The 13,406-nt window shown below is 39.5% G+C and carries 9 protein-coding genes; 2 read left to right on the top strand and 7 right to left on the bottom strand.

Annotated elements, in window-relative coordinates; genetic code table 11:
• Positions 1-178 precede the first annotated feature (178 nt).
• Genes thrC through thrA form a run of 3 tightly spaced genes read right to left on the bottom strand, consistent with a single transcriptional unit; the run spans position 179 to position 4,892 of the window.
• A complete protein-coding gene (gene thrC / locus WAO84_RS14275; RefSeq protein WP_340066627.1) occupies positions 179-1,477 on the bottom strand; it encodes a threonine synthase in 1,299 nt (432 codons plus the stop codon).
• Between the two features lie 29 nt (positions 1,478-1,506).
• Entirely contained in the window at positions 1,507-2,433 is a 927-nt protein-coding gene (locus tag WAO84_RS14270) for a homoserine kinase (protein WP_340066626.1), read from the bottom strand.
• Between the two features lie 11 nt (positions 2,434-2,444).
• Positions 2,445-4,892, bottom strand: a complete 2,448-nt coding sequence (gene thrA, locus WAO84_RS14265; protein WP_340066625.1) for a bifunctional aspartate kinase/homoserine dehydrogenase I — start codon at positions 4,890-4,892, stop codon at positions 2,445-2,447.
• 280 nt (positions 4,893-5,172) lie between these two features.
• Here thrA and WAO84_RS14260 point away from each other — a divergent pair, with 280 nt between their 5' ends.
• Together WAO84_RS14260 and hutH are read left to right on the top strand one after the other, a co-directional pair.
• A complete protein-coding gene (locus tag WAO84_RS14260) occupies positions 5,173-6,717 on the top strand; it encodes an NAD(P)H-hydrate dehydratase (RefSeq protein ID WP_340066624.1) in 1,545 nt (514 codons plus the stop codon).
• A gap of 61 nt (positions 6,718-6,778) precedes the next feature.
• Positions 6,779-8,299 carry a histidine ammonia-lyase gene (hutH, locus tag WAO84_RS14255; RefSeq protein WP_340066623.1) on the top strand — a complete coding sequence of 507 codons (1,521 nt, stop codon included), beginning with the start codon at positions 6,779-6,781 and terminating at the stop codon, positions 8,297-8,299.
• Here hutH and WAO84_RS14250 read toward each other — a convergent pair.
• The 4 genes from WAO84_RS14250 to WAO84_RS14235 form a co-directional block, all read right to left on the bottom strand.
• The gene (locus WAO84_RS14250) at positions 8,268-8,657 is read right to left on the bottom strand and encodes a hypothetical protein (RefSeq protein ID WP_340066622.1); all 390 of its coding nucleotides are present in this window, start codon (positions 8,655-8,657) and stop codon (positions 8,268-8,270) included. The two genes, hutH and WAO84_RS14250, sit on opposite strands and share 32 nt — an antisense overlap.
• Before the next feature lie 45 nt (positions 8,658-8,702).
• Positions 8,703-9,095, bottom strand: a complete 393-nt coding sequence (locus WAO84_RS14245) for an STAS/SEC14 domain-containing protein (protein ID WP_340066621.1) — start codon at positions 9,093-9,095, stop codon at positions 8,703-8,705.
• Positions 9,096-9,198: 103 nt separating this feature from the next.
• Positions 9,199-10,578, bottom strand: a complete 1,380-nt coding sequence (gene rimK / locus WAO84_RS14240; protein ID WP_340066620.1) for a 30S ribosomal protein S6--L-glutamate ligase — start codon at positions 10,576-10,578, stop codon at positions 9,199-9,201.
• A gap of 176 nt (positions 10,579-10,754) precedes the next feature.
• Positions 10,755-13,304, bottom strand: coding sequence for an ATP-dependent Clp protease ATP-binding subunit (locus WAO84_RS14235; RefSeq protein ID WP_340066618.1), 2,550 nt, complete (start codon positions 13,302-13,304; stop codon positions 10,755-10,757).
• Between the last annotated feature and the right edge of the window lie 102 nt (positions 13,305-13,406).

The raw sequence follows: 13,406 nt of genomic DNA, 5'->3' as shown, positions 1-13,406 counted from the left end.
AGTCATAATTACGGGAGATACTACAACCGCAAGCATGCGTTCGCAACAAGGGAAGGCGACTTGAGATCGGCGCAAATTTATTGAAAATATGTCATAAAGTCTCACAGGCTTCTCCCAATGTTTATTAACAATAGTCAGGTAGCGTACTTAATAGAGGAAAATAACCCATTAGTGGCTTTTAGCTTAAAAGGTAGCTTTTAAGCGCTTCATAATCTTTGATCTGAATGCTATGTTTTTTCTGGTTTATTACTAGAGCGAGTTGTTCGGGTATGTCTATACTTTCTCCTATAACACTTTCAACCGTATCTAAAAATTTCGCGGGGTGTGCGGTTTCAAGGAATACACCGGTCTTTTGGGGATGGGATTTAAAATGTTCAATTAATCCCAGATATCCTATAGCACCATGAGGATCTAATATGTATCCTGTTTTTTTATACACGTGTTTCATAGCTTTACGAGTTGCTTTATCAGAAAAGCTGTAAGATGAAAATACAGATTTTAATTTGTGAATGTCATTATTCATAAGTTTTTGTATGCGAACAAAATTGCTGGGGTTTCCTACATCCATAGCGTTTGAAACTGTTTGTATAGATGATTTGGGTTCATAAATACCGGTTTCCAGGAATTTTACTACGGTGTCATTCACATTGGTGGCGGCAATAAAATGAGTGACGGGCAAACCCAGGCGCATGGCTATCATTCCGGCACAGATATTCCCAAAATTTCCACTGGGGACTGAGATCACGAGGTCATCCTGTATTTTTTTCTCCTGCAGTGTTTTGTAAGCAAAAAAATAGTAGAACATCTGTGGTAACCATCGGGCAATGTTAATAGAGTTGGCAGAAGTTAGCCGCAATGAAGCCAGTTGCTGATCGAGAAAAGCGGTTTTTACCATTTCCTGACAGTCATCAAAAGTGCCGTTTACTTCAAGTGCCGTTATATTCTGGCCCAGGGTGGTTAGCTGTTTTTCCTGTATAGCACTTACTTTACCACTGGGGTAAAGGATCACAACATTTACATGATCAACTCCCAAAAAACCATTGGCTACGGCCCCTCCTGTATCTCCGGAAGTAGCGACCAGTACGGTTATTTTATTTTCATTTTTATCTGAATTAAAATAACCGAGACATCGTGCCATAAATCGAGCTCCAACATCTTTAAAAGCCATGGTAGGGCCGTGAAAAAGTTCCAGACTAAACACCGAAGGCAGGATCTCTACAAGTGGAAAATCGAAACACAGAGTATCTTCAATAATAGAAGATAGTGTTTTAGATGGGATCTCCTTTCCAATAAACGGTTGAATAACATGAAAAGCGATCTCACTATGGGAGAGTGTATGCAGATTTTCTATAAAATTACGAGAGAGCGATGGGATGGCCTCCGGAAAATAAAGCCCTTTATCGGGAGCAAGCCCATTAATAACGGCCTCTTTAAAAGATGCTTTTGCAGAATGGTTGTTAAGGCTCTTGTAATACATATACGAAACTATTTATTTGCTCTTGAATTTTACGCAATTATTTTTATGCCTTTTTTGTTTACTCCCGAGAGATATACTTGATGAGGAATACCTGTTACAGTATAAACTTCACTCATTGCTTTGGCAACATGTTTTGCGGTTTCTTTACTTTTACTAAGTGCAAAAACGGAAGGCCCTGATCCTGAAATTCCACATCCGAGGGCTCCTGCCTGTAATGCTGCTTTTTTGAGATCATAAAATCCCGGAATAAGAATGCTTCGCAGGGGTTCTACAATGACATCTTCAAGTGACCGTCCTATCAGATCATAATCTTCAGTGTACAAACCGCTTATAAGCCCTCCCACGTTTCCCCATTGAGTGATGGCTTTTTCCATGGGTATTTTTTTCTTTAAAATAGCCCGTGCATCAGAAGTCTTTACCTCTATATGTGGGTGTATTACAGATACGTAAAGTTCGGGTGGGGTGTGTATTTTTATCACATCTAATGGTTCGTAACTCCTGATCAGGGTAAAACCTCCCAAAAGCGCAGGAGCAACATTGTCAGCATGTTTCGTGCCTGAGGCGAGTTCTTCACCCGCCATCGCAAAGGGGATGAGTTCTTCAGGCGTGAGCGGCATATTCAATAAAGCGTTAATAGCAAAAACTGCTCCGGCAGCACTGGCGGCACTGCTCCCTATACCACTTCCGGGTTTGATCTTTTTATGTATAGAGATCTCAAAACCTGTATCGGTACACAAATGTTGTTTTAAAGCCAGGGCAGCTACCCCTGCTACATTTTTCAAAGGATCAAGCGAAAGATCACCGCCTTTTATCTCTGAAATACGTATTTCATTTTCGGGAAGGGTACGCACCTGCATTTCATCTCCTATGGTTTCCAGACATAAGCCTAATACATCAAAACCACAGGAAATGTTGGCTATGGTGGCCGGGCAATGAACTTTTATTGATTTTGTCATACGATCTTTCTTTAATAGTTACCTGCTCTTATCACATCGGCAAAAATACCGGAAGCTGTTACTTCGGCACCGGCGCCGGCCCCTTTTATAAGCAGAGGCTGTTCTTTATAGCGCTCGGTATGAAAAAGTACTATATTGTCTTTTCCTTCCAGGTTATAGAACGGGTGTTCTTTGGGGATGTGCCGCAGGCCTACCATCGCCTTGCCATTTTCAAATTGGGCTACATATTTGAGCCGGCAACCCTTGGAGTTGGCTTCTGTATAGAGAGTGTTAAAATGCTCCTTATGTTTTTCTAATGATCTGTAAAAGGCATCTACATCTTTACTTTCCAGACTTTCTTTAGGTAAAAATGATTGATTTTCAATAGAGTCCATTTCTAAAGAATACCCGCTTTCGCGTGCCAGGATAAGTATTTTACGCATAACGTCAATACCACTCAGGTCAATTTTGGGGTCTGGCTCGGTATATCCTTCTTCCTGAGCCTGTTTGACTACATTGTGAAAAGGTTGTTTTGTGTCAAAATTATTGAAAACAAAATTAAGGCTTCCGGAAAGTACGGCTTGTATTCTGTATATTTTGTCGCCGGATGCAATAAGGTGTTTTAGCGTATCTATTACCGGTAAGCCTGCACCTACATTAGTTTCAAAAAGAAAAGAAGCCCCATACCTTCGCGCGAGTTCTTTTAAATATACATAATTGGTATATTCGGAAGAAGAGGCAATTTTATTACAGGTTACCACACCTATACTGTTTTGAAGGTATTTATGATACATACCTGCCACGGAGGCATTTGCCGTATTATCTACAAAAATGCTGTTACGCAGGTTCAGGGATCTTACTTTTTCAAAAAATGTCTCTTTCGATGCTGCTTTTCCGTTTTCTAAAGTATGTTCCCAATTTGTAAGCGAAATTCCTTTTGGGTCAAAATACATTTTTCGGGAATTGGAGATGCCTACCACCCGAATATGTATCTTAAGTTGTTCTTTTAGGTATTTTCTTTGCTGATGTATCTGGTTTAGGAATTTGCTTCCCACATTACCCACTCCGGTTACAAAAAGGTGCAGTTGTTTTACCTGCTCTTCAAAAAAACGTTCATGAAGCGTATTTAGCGCTTTTACTACATCTTCTTTGCAAATTACAGCAGAGATATTTCTTTCGGAAGCACCCTGGGCAATAGCCCTGATATTTACATTGTTTTGTCCCAGAGCACTGAACATTTTACCGCTTAATCCCTGATGACTTTTCATATTATCACCTACAAGCGCTACTATAGCCAGATCCTTTTCAACATAGCAGGGTTGTAGCCTGCGACGTGAGATCTCATATTCAAACGTTTTGTCGATAGCTTTTTTTGCTTCATCACAACGGCTTTGGGAGATACCCAGGCAAATGGAGTGTTCGGAAGAAGCCTGTGTTATAAAAATTACATTAATTTCTTTATACGATAATACTTCAAAAAGCCTTTTTGATACACCCGGCACCCCAACCATACCGCTACCTTCCAGCGTGAGCAATGCTATATTGCTTATATGGCTTATTCCCCGTACCGGTTTGTTTTGATTATGGGTGCTTTTACATATTAAGGTACCGGGATCTTCCGGTTTAAATGTATTTTTAATACGAATGGGGATCTCTTTTGAAACTACCGGTTGTACAGTAGGAGGATACAGCACTTTAGCTCCAAAATGTGATAGTTCCATGGCCTCCTGATAAGAGATCTCTGTAATGGCTGATGCCTGTTTTACAATTTTAGGGTTTGCTGTGTACATACCGCTCACATCGGTCCATATCGCCAGTTCTTTGCTATGGATAGCACCGGCAATTATTGCGGCTGAATAGTCAGAACCTCCTCTTCCCAATGTAGTGGCATTGCCCTGAGTTGAGAACGCTACAAATCCGGGAACTACTACTACCTGATACGTTACCGTACCAAAATATCGGGAACAAAGTGTATGAGTATTTTTAAAATCTACAGTAGCTTTTCCAAACGTTTCATTGGTTTTAATAAGGGTTCTGGCATCTTTATAAATACCATCAATACCTTCTGAGATAAAAAATTCACTAATAATAAAAGAAGACAGGAGTTCACCGTAACTAACTACTTTATCAGATAGTTTTGGAGTTACTTCTCCAATTAGGAAAGCACCTTCTAATAAGGTCTCCAGTGTATTTAATTCTTTTTTTACATAACCCAGTACTTCACCACGTGTGCGGGCAGGTAACAAAGCAGTAATTGTTTCCAGGTGTCTTTTTTCTATGGCATCGAAGGTGTTGCGGTAATTCTCATTTTTATGGGAAGCCTCGTTAAGGGCTTCCAGAAGCATATCAGTAATGCCCCCCATGGCAGATACCACTACTACCAGTTGTTCATGAACCGCTTCCTGCTCAACTATGTTTTTAACGAGTTTTATATTTTCAGCATTGGCAATTGAAGTGCCACCAAACTTTAAGACTTTCATAACGCAATAATACTAAAAAGAAAGGTTAATCTTACATAATAAGTGATGTCCCGGAATAATATATGATGAAGTGCCCCCCTAAGGGGTAATAGTGGTAACACCAAAAGAAGAGATCATAGAAAAGTGCCTTCCCGAACAGAGACTGATAAGATTATATGTGTTTGTGAAGTGTTTCATTTACCCGGCACATTTCCAATCAAAAGTAGTACATTTACCTTTCTAAACAAAAGAAGTGCTGATTTTTACCAATTTAGCAATGTAACTCTTATTTATTTAGCAAATGAAGATTTTTTCTACGGAACAGATTTACCAGGCTGATAAATTCACAATCGAAGATAGAGGTATGGCAAGTGCCGAGCTTATGGAAAGTGCAGGAAAAGCTGTTTTTGACTGGTTACATGGGCAATTAAAAGGTGCAAAGGTAATCATTCATGTTTTTTGCGGTATTGGCAACAATGGAGGAGACGGTATGGTCATAGCAAGATATCTTTTGCAACAGGGATACACTGTAAACCTATACATTGTCAATTTCAGTGATCAGCGAGCAGCCGATTTTTTATTAAACCTGAAGCGAATTAAAGATATTGGCTACTGGCCTGAGTATCTGGACGAACATAGTGACCTCCCTTCCATAGGGGTAAACGATGTGGTGATCGATGCTATTTTTGGTATAGGCTTGAACCGCAAACCAGACGCTTGGGTTAGTTTCATTATGCAGAATATTAATACCAGTGGTGCTTTTATACTTTCTGTAGATATTCCCTCAGGACTTTTTATGAATGCTATTCCCGAGAGTAGTGATCACGTAATTCTGGCAGATCATATCCTGAGCTTTCAGGTACCCAAGTTACCTTTTTTTCTCCCTGATAATGCTTTGTATGTAAAGAATTGGGAGGTGATAGATATTGGCCTGTCTCAAAAGTACATGAAAGAAACCCAACCATTGGCAACATTGATAGATACCTCCTTAGTGTTGTCGTTTTACCGCTCCCGAGAGAAGTTTACTCATAAAGGTACTTATGGGCATACCCTTGTGATAGGGGGAAGCTATGGAAAAATTGGAGCCTGTTTACTTGCAGGCAAGGCCAGTTTGGTTTCCGGAGCCGGAAGAGTAAGTCTTTATCTTCCAAAATGCGGGTATTTACCGGCTCAAACTGCTTTACCCGAGATTATGGTAGAAACCGATTTGAATGAACACTACCTTACCGAAATTGCAACCGATATTAAACCTGATGCGGTAGCCCTTGGTATGGGAATAGGCTTGCATGCAGACACTGTACGTATGCTTGAATCATTTTTATCAAAAACGCAAATACCTTTAGTTTTGGATGCCGATGCACTTACGATACTTTCCCAAAACCCTAAACTGTTAACTGAAATACCAGCACAAAGCATACTTACACCACATCCTCAAGAATTACGCCGCTTAATAGGTGAATGGAAGGATGATTTTGAAAAAATTGCCAGGGCACAAGCTTTTGCAAATACACATAAGATCATTCTGGTTATTAAAGGGGCACATACCCTTATCCTTCACAATACCTCTATATTTGTTAACAATTCAGGTAATCCCGGAATGGCAACGGCGGGCAGCGGAGATGTACTTTCAGGGATCATAGCAGGTTTAATGTCTCAAGGGTATGCACCTTTGGAAGCAGCTGTTTTTGGTGTATTTCTACATGGGCGGGCCGGAGATATCAGTGCTTCACAAAAAGGATATGAAGCTCTCACGGCAGGCAGTATAACAGATTGTTTGGGAGAAGCCTTTCTTTCCCTTTTTCCACAAAAAAAGAAAAGAGAAAAACAAACCTCTTCCTTAACTTAGTTAATTTTGTTTGATTTTTACGCGAAAAGGTTGAATTTTGAACCTCAAACCCGAACCGGTGATGAAAAAAACACATTATGTGAGTTCTGATATACTGGACCTCACAGAAATTCACGATATACTTATAAATGACAAACTGTTGGACCTTTCGGAAGAGGCTCGGCACAATATTGAAAAATGCCGTAAGTTTCTCGATAAAAAGTTACAAACAGACCAAAAACCGGTTTATGGGATCAATACGGGTTTTGGGTCTCTTTGTAAGGTAAAAATATCACCTAAACACCTGATCACTCTCCAGGAAAATCTGGTAATGTCTCATGCCTGTGGAGCAGGGGCTCCCGTTCCTGTCGATATTGTAAGGCTTATGCTATTACTCAAAATCCAGTCACTTAGTTATGGGCATAGTGGTGTTCAATTGGTCACGGTAAAACGGCTCATGGACTTCTATAATCACAAAGTTACGCCAGTTGTTTATACCCAGGGGTCTTTAGGAGCTTCTGGAGATCTCGCTCCATTAGCGCATATGGCCTTACCTTTATTGGGAAAAGGGGAGGTATTTTATAAAGGTGAAAAAAGACCATCGGAAGAAGTATTGGCAGAAATGGGGTGGTCTCCTGTAGAACTGCAATCCAAGGAAGGACTCGCTCTTTTGAACGGCACACAGTTTATGAGTGCCTATGGTATCTACCTATTGCTTAAAGGGTACCGACTTTCCTATATGGCAGATTTGATAGCCAGTATTTCTATAGATGCCTTTTTATGCACGACAGAACCTTTTGATGAGCGCATACATTTTATCCGTCCACATAGAGGACAGGTAAAAACGGCTTCCAGAATACGTGATTTTCTAAAGGGCAGCGAGCTGGCTGCACAGACTAAAAAACAAGTGCAGGACCCGTATTCCTTTAGATGTGTCCCACAGGTACACGGTGCGACCAAAGATGTTATTAAACATGTACATAAGGTTTTTAAAACAGAAATCAACTCAGTAACCGATAATCCTAATATTTTTGTAGAAGAAGATAGCATACTTTCCGGCGGCAATTTTCACGGACAACCTCTTGCCATGGCATTAGATTATTTATGTATAGCGTTGGCCGAGTTGGGGAATATTTCAGAAAGGAGAACTTATCAGTTAATTTCAGGAGAGCGTAAACTCCCTGCTTTCCTGGTGAATGACCCCGGTCTTAACTCAGGGTTAATGATCCCTCAATATACGGCTGCAGGCATAGTTAGTGAGAACAAGCAACTGTGTACACCCTGCAGTGTAGATAGCATTACATCGTCAAACGGGCAGGAAGATCATGTAAGTATGGGAGCTAACGCAGCTACAAAGGCTTACCGAGTGCTCATGAATTTGGAGCGTATTCTTGCTATCGAATTACTCACTGCTTCTCAGGCTATGTTTTTTAGAAAACCTTTAAAAACATCTTCTTTTTTACAGCAGTTCCTGAAAGAATACCGAAAACTGGTAGATTTTGTAGATCACGATCGTATTCTCTACAAAGATATTGAGGCTTCGGTACTATTTATAAGTAGTTATGCACCTTCTAAACTATTCCTTTCTGATTTGCCAGAATGACAATTTTTCGTATCCAGGCCTTGGCTTCGTCCAGATGTTCAAAATATTCGAAGGGTTTATTGAAAAATATTTTTTCAACTTCGGCACTTAATCGCTGTGCCGGATGAGTAATGACCACTGCTATGGCCTGTAATTGTGATATCTGAGAGGCATTTATGTAACCCATTGGGTTTACAGAATAAGAGTGTAACCTATTTGAAATGTAGCCAAAATTTTTGGTATCATAATGCTGGATACAAGCATCGAAAAGCAGTTTGTTCTGGTCAAATGTAAGGTCTTCACCTTCATTTATGGTGCCAATGGCTAAATATTCATGTAGTTCTAAAAAACCAAAATCAAATATAATTTTTCTGTTCATAGCTTTGGGGGTAAAGAGAGTGCGTTGTAATTTGAGGTTATATAATCATTTATTAAGGATACTTTTAACCCATTGCAGAGCCTCTTCAATATTGTTGAACATTTTCATAGGTTTGTCTCCAAAAAAATGCTGTTCAATTTTAAAACTGTGTTTTAAAAGTTCCATTTTTGAGACTACCGCAAATGCTTTTAGGTTTTTAATTTTTTTGGTATGAGTATAAATAAAAGGATCTACTGAATAGGAATGGTTTCTTACAGCTATGTATGCAAAATCTCTGTTCCCGAAATGAATTTCGGAAATACCGTTTAGTTCATAGGCTCTTTCCAGCGATAAAATGATCCCTTCATTTAAATATGCTATCATATAGTTTTTATAAACTTCAACTTTGCCTATCTCTAACTCATATTTTTTGATAATATCTTTTGAATTAAGCGACATTTAGTTCCATCATTAATTTAAAGTTACTTCAATTGGTAGCAACCTTAAAAAAATAATAGATGAAAGGCTATTAATTCCTTATGAATTGTAGTCCACACACAATTCAAGCAGGAGATATCCAGTTCATATTTTTCTCAATAGATTTGATCATAAGAGAGGCAATGTCCTTATTGGTTGCCGCCTCTATCCCTTCCAGACCTGGAGAAGAATTTACTTCCAGAAGAAGCGGCCCTTTAGACGATCGTATGATATCTACCCCGGCAATATGTAATCCCATGGCTTTAGCAGCCTTAATTGCTATTCGCTTTTCTTCGGGAGTGATTTTTATAATAGAAGCATTCCCGCCAAGATGCATATTGGCTCTGAATTCTCCCGGAGGTGCTTCCCGCTGCATGGAGGCTACGACTTTTCCGTTTATTACAAAGCATCTGATATCTTTACCATTGGCTTCTTTAATAAATTCCTGTACTAGTATGTTAGCATGAAGACTTTTAAATGCATTGATAACACTCTCTGCTGCTTTTTTAGTTTCAGCAAGTACGACTCCTTTACCTTGAGTACCTTCCAGCAGTTTGATAATTAAAGGAGAACCCCCCACCATTTTTATGAGATCGTTGGTGTCCAGAGGTGAGTTGGCAAATCCGGTAGTGGGAATTTCAATACCACTTTTCAGTAATAGTTGTAAAGAATACAGTTTATCACGGGAATAGCTAATAGCAGAGGCAGAGTTAAGACAAAACACATTGAGTGATTCAAAATGACGAAGCAGTGCACATCCGTAAAAAGTCATACTGGGGCGTATTCGGGGAATTACGGCATCCAGGTCGTTTAAAACTTTACCTCCTCTATAATGAATCTCGGGAGTTTTGGCATCTAATTTTATATAACATTGCCGTATATTATAAAATTGCATATCGTGCCCAAGTCGTTCACCTGCTTCAATTATTCTCTTATTGCTGTACAGTTCGCGATTACTTGCCAAAACTCCTATTTTAAGTCCTGCACGACTCTGTATTTGGAGCTTATATTGATTTTCTACTTCTTCATCTTCCAAACGCCCCATGAGAAAGCTTCCTTCAGGGTCAACCACCATACGCCCCGCCATAGCTTCCCTGCCCAAAAGCATACGATACCCCATGGAATCCCTGTTGGTAAGGGTAAGTTCAATGTCAAATAAAAGGTCGTTAACCTTAAGTGTTGTTTTAATCACATATCGGTTTTCCCGGTTTCCCGTAGAGCTTTTAATAACACGTTTATCTATAACCCTCGCTTCGCAATGAATTACTTTTTTCCCATTGTGTTGAATGGGAAAGACATCAAAAGTAACCCATGCCTCATTATTTCTGTTAAAAGGGTGTATATTAACTGCGTGCAGTGCTGATGTTTTTGCTCCACTGTCAACCCGTACTTTAATGGCAGGTATAGAAAGTTCGGGAAGAGATATCCATTCCTGGCTCCCAACAATGGTTTTGTCCTTATTCATTTGCTTTTGGTTATAAAAACACGAATGTAATAAAGAAATTACGTAAGGAAAAAGGCAAAGGGAAAATAAATTTAGAATTTAACGTATTGCCGGCGGGAAGGAGATAAAAGATATGATTAAAAAAAAGTGTGCTCTTTTAAGAGCACACTTTCTATAAATAACGTGACGTAATGTTTTTATGACTCTGTTTCTTTTTCTTCTTTTTGAATAGTAACTACGAGTTCATCTTTTTTGGTATCCAGATCCATAATAATCTTATCTCCTTCATCTAATTTTGAGGTAATAATTTCTTCTGCAAGGGCATCTTCTACGTACTTCTGGATAGCTCTTTTTAACGGTCGGGCACCGTATTGTTTATCAAAGCCTTTATCAGCAATATAATCTTTTGCTTTTTTGCTTAGCTTCAGTTCATACCCTAATTCACGTATTCGGGCATATAACTTATCCAACTCTATATTGATAATGATATCAATGTGTTCTTTTTCAAGAGAGTTAAATACAACTACGTCATCAATTCTGTTAAGAAATTCCGGAGCAAATGCCTTTTTAAGGGCATTTTCGATAACACTTTTCTGGTAATCTTCAGCCTGTGCTTTTCTGGCAGAGGTACCAAACCCGACACCCTGACCAAAATCTTTAAGTTGTCTCGCTCCAATATTGGAGGTCATAATGATAATGGAGTTTCGGAAATCTATTTTTCTTCCCAAACTATCGGTAAGGTACCCGTCATCTAATACCTGTAAGAGCATATTAAATACATCGGGGTGGGCTTTTTCTACCTCATCCAATAAAACTACGGCGTAAGGTTTTCTTCTTACCTTTTCGGTCAATTGTCCGCCTTCTTCATAACCCACATATCCCGGAGGCGCACCTATAAGTCGCGATACGGCAAATTTCTCCATATATTCACTCATATCAATGCGAATAAGCGCATCTTCTGAGTCGAATAACTCTTTGGCAAGCACTTTGGCAAGCTGGGTTTTACCCACACCTGTTTGACCCAGGAATATAAAAGAGCCTATGGGTTTGTTAGGGTCTTTAAGTCCTGCACGATTTCGTTGTATAGCTTTGGTAACCTTACCTACAGCTTCATCCTGGCCTATTACTTTTCCTTTTATAAGTTCAGGAAGCTGTGCCAGTTTATTACTTTCTGTCTGAGCGATCCTGTTTACAGGAATACCACTCATCATAGAAACGACATCGGCTACGTTATCTTCTGTAACTGTTTCCCGATGTCTTTTACTTTCTTCTTCCCATTTTTCCTGAGCTGTAGCCAGTTCTTTTTCAAGCCTCTTTTCATCATCTCTTAATTTAGCGGCTTCTTCATATTTCTGCTTCTTAACTACCGAATTTTTGAGTTCACGAACGTCTTCCAGTTGTTTTTCAAGCTCGAGTATTTGCTTGGGGACATGCATATTGGTAATATGAACTCGTGACCCTGATTCATCAAGTGCATCTATGGCTTTGTCTGGTAAAAAACGATCGGTCATATACCGGTGGGTAAGTCGTACACAGGCATCAATAGCAGCATCGGTATAATTTACATTATGGTGTTCTTCATACCGTTCTTTAATGTTATTGAGTATCTCAATGGTTTCTTCTACGGTGGTAGGTTCTACAATCACTTTTTGAAATCTTCTTTCTAGAGCTCCGTCTTTTTCTATGTATTGACGGTATTCATCTAGGGTGGTAGCACCTATACATTGGATCTCACCTCTGGCCAATGCCGGTTTGAACATGTTGGACGCATCAAGACTACCGGTTGCTCCACCGGCTCCAACAATGGTATGTATTTCATCTATGAACAAAATAATATCATCGTTTTTTTCCAGCTCGTTCATTACCGCTTTCATTCGCTCTTCAAACTGTCCGCGGTATTTGGTACCGGCAACAAGACTTGCCAGATCCAGTGTAACTACTCTTTTATTGTAAAGTATTCGGGAAACTTTCTTTTTGATAATCCTGAGGGCTAATCCTTCTGCAATGGCAGATTTTCCCACTCCGGGTTCACCAATAAGTAAAGGATTGTTTTTCTTTCGTCTGCTAAGTATTTGAGAAACTCTCTCAATCTCTTTTTCCCTGCCCACTACGGGGTCTAGTTTATCTTCTTCTGCCAGTTGTGTAAGGTCGCGCCCAAAATTATCAAGTACTGGTGTTTTCGATTTTTTATTTGATTTTCCTGAGCCGGAACTACTGAACGGGTTTTCGCGAGAATCATCTGACGAACCTGGTTCATCTGAGTACGACTCTGAAGTAGGCGAATCTATATAATCATCATCGCTCGTGGTCATGTATTTAAATTGTTCTTTCACGTTATCGTAATCAACTTTTAGTTTGTTAAGTAATTTGGTAGTAGGGTCGTTTTCATTGCGCAGAATGCACAAAAGTAAATGTGCCGTATTAATTGAAGAACTCTGGAAAAGCTTAGCTTCCAGAAAAGTAGTCTTCAGGGCCCTTTCTGCCTGACGGGTAAGGTGCAGGTTTTTTTTGTCATTAGAGAGTACTCCCGAACCTGAATTAGACGGACTCAGGATCTCAACTTTACGTCGAAGGTGGTCCAGATCAACATCTAATGCATTCAGGATATTAATAGCCTTTCCGCTGCCATCTCTCAAAAGCCCAAGCATAAGATGCTCAGTGCCAATGAAGTCATGGCCCAGACGAAGTGCTTCCTCTTTGCTGTAGGCTATCACGTCCTTTACTCTTGGGGAAAAATTATCATCCATATATTCTATCCTTTCAGTATCTAAAAATAGTAAAAACAAGCTAACCGTTCAAAAATTGAACTTAAAATTAACTAACAGCTCTTTAAAACCTCTTTGGAAAAG

The organism is Ascidiimonas aurantiaca (assembly GCF_037646345.1).
Lineage (GTDB): Bacteria > Bacteroidota > Bacteroidia > Flavobacteriales > Flavobacteriaceae > Ascidiimonas > Ascidiimonas aurantiaca.
This window is presented reverse-complemented; position numbering and strand designations above follow the sequence as displayed.

Coding starts and splice junctions, on each gene's coding strand:
- WAO84_RS14235 (WP_340066618.1), bottom strand. CDS start 13,304: ATGGATGATAATTTTTCCCCAAGAGTAAAGGACGTGATAGCCTACAGC.
- WAO84_RS14260 (WP_340066624.1), top strand. CDS start 5,173: ATGAAGATTTTTTCTACGGAACAGATTTACCAGGCTGATAAATTCACA.
- WAO84_RS14250 (WP_340066622.1), bottom strand. CDS start 8,657: ATGAACAGAAAAATTATATTTGATTTTGGTTTTTTAGAACTACATGAA.
- WAO84_RS14270 (WP_340066626.1), bottom strand. CDS start 2,433: ATGACAAAATCAATAAAAGTTCATTGCCCGGCCACCATAGCCAACATT.
- hutH (WP_340066623.1), top strand. CDS start 6,779: ATGAAAAAAACACATTATGTGAGTTCTGATATACTGGACCTCACAGAA.
- rimK (WP_340066620.1), bottom strand. CDS start 10,578: ATGAATAAGGACAAAACCATTGTTGGGAGCCAGGAATGGATATCTCTT.
- thrA (WP_340066625.1), bottom strand. CDS start 4,892: ATGAAAGTCTTAAAGTTTGGTGGCACTTCAATTGCCAATGCTGAAAAT.
- thrC (WP_340066627.1), bottom strand. CDS start 1,477: ATGTATTACAAGAGCCTTAACAACCATTCTGCAAAAGCATCTTTTAAA.
- WAO84_RS14245 (WP_340066621.1), bottom strand. CDS start 9,095: ATGTCGCTTAATTCAAAAGATATTATCAAAAAATATGAGTTAGAGATA.